Here is a 349-nt window from a genome sequence, read left to right on the forward strand (position 1 = left end):
CTGCGGGCGCTCGGCGCGGAACATCGAGCCTGCGTACATGAGCTTCGCCGGGGCCGCGCCCTGCGGCACCAGTTCGTGCTGCACTACGGCGCGCACCACACCGGCCGTGCCCTCGGGGCGCAAGGACAGGCGGCTCTTCGCCTTCGGGGCCTTCCCCTCCTCCCCCCAGCGACGCAGATTCTCACCGGAAATGGCCGTGAACATCTCCTTGGACACCACATCGGTCGCTTCGCCGATGCCGCGGCCGAAGAGCTCGGTCTGCTCCATGATGGGCGTCTCGATGGGCAGGTACCCGTAGGCGCCGAACACCTCGGCCGCCGTCTGCTTGAACTGATTCCAGAACAGCTCC

1 pseudogene is annotated in these 349 nt (G+C 67.9%); it reads right to left on the reverse strand.

Annotated features, from left to right (window positions below):
- A pseudogene (locus NE591_RS13420) lies at nt 1-345 on the reverse strand (histidine--tRNA ligase); the annotation flags it as partial.
- Nucleotides 346-349: the final 4 nt, after the last annotated feature.

Origin of the sequence: Adlercreutzia sp. DFI.6.23 (assembly GCF_024462535.1) — a bacterium.
GTDB lineage: Bacteria > Actinomycetota > Coriobacteriia > Coriobacteriales > Eggerthellaceae > Adlercreutzia > Adlercreutzia rubneri.